The 779-nt window shown below is 48.9% G+C and carries 1 protein-coding gene; it reads left to right on the top strand.

All coding sequences use genetic code 11. The features are described from left to right. Positions 1 to 779, top strand: a 779-nt coding sequence (locus AC0QH1_RS01125) for a calcium-binding protein (RefSeq protein WP_324628892.1), incomplete at both ends; no start/stop codon positions are given.

Below are 779 nucleotides of genomic sequence, written 5' to 3'. Positions count from 1 at the left end.
GGAATGGGAGGAAATGACAACCTTTATGCGGGAACTGGCAACGATATTTTGCACGGCAATACCGGAAATGACTATCTGGATGCCGGGGATGGCAACGATTTACTTCATGGGGGAAAACAAAACGACAAATTGTTGGGTTTTGGCGGCAACGATACTCTATTTGGGGACAATGATGAGGATTGGTTGTGGGCCGGGGATGCGAATGATTTTTTGAATGGAAATCGGCAGAATGATACTCTCTTTGGCGACCAAGGTAGCGATACCCTGCATGGGGGAAAACAGGATGATTGGCTTTACGGTCAAGCTGATGATGATTTCTTGTTTGGCGATAACGATAATGACGCAGTTTGTGGGGGAGAAGGGAATGATTTCTTGAATGGAAATCGCGGCAGCGATACCCTAGATGGCGGTGGGGGAAACGATACGGTGCATGGTGGCAAGGATAACGATACGCTTTTGGGAAATATTGGGAATGATTTCCTGTATGGCGACATTGGCAGTGATGTGATTTGTGGCGGGGATGGGGAGGACTTCCTCAGTGGCAATACCGAGGCGGATATTCTGTATGGTCGCGATGGCAATGATTCCCTGCGCGGTGGCAAACAAGATGATGTTTTGTATGGTGGGAATGGGGGTGATTTCCTCTGGGGTGATTTAGGAAACGATACTCTAATTGGGGGGAGTGGAACTGATGTGTTTGTCTTCCGCGAAGGGGATGGCAGTGATGTGGTTTCTGACTTTACCCTAGGGGAAGATTGGTTGGGGTTGGCGGAGGGAAT

The sequence above is a fragment of the Phormidium sp. CCY1219 genome (genome assembly GCF_055795085.1).
This window is presented reverse-complemented; position numbering and strand designations above follow the sequence as displayed.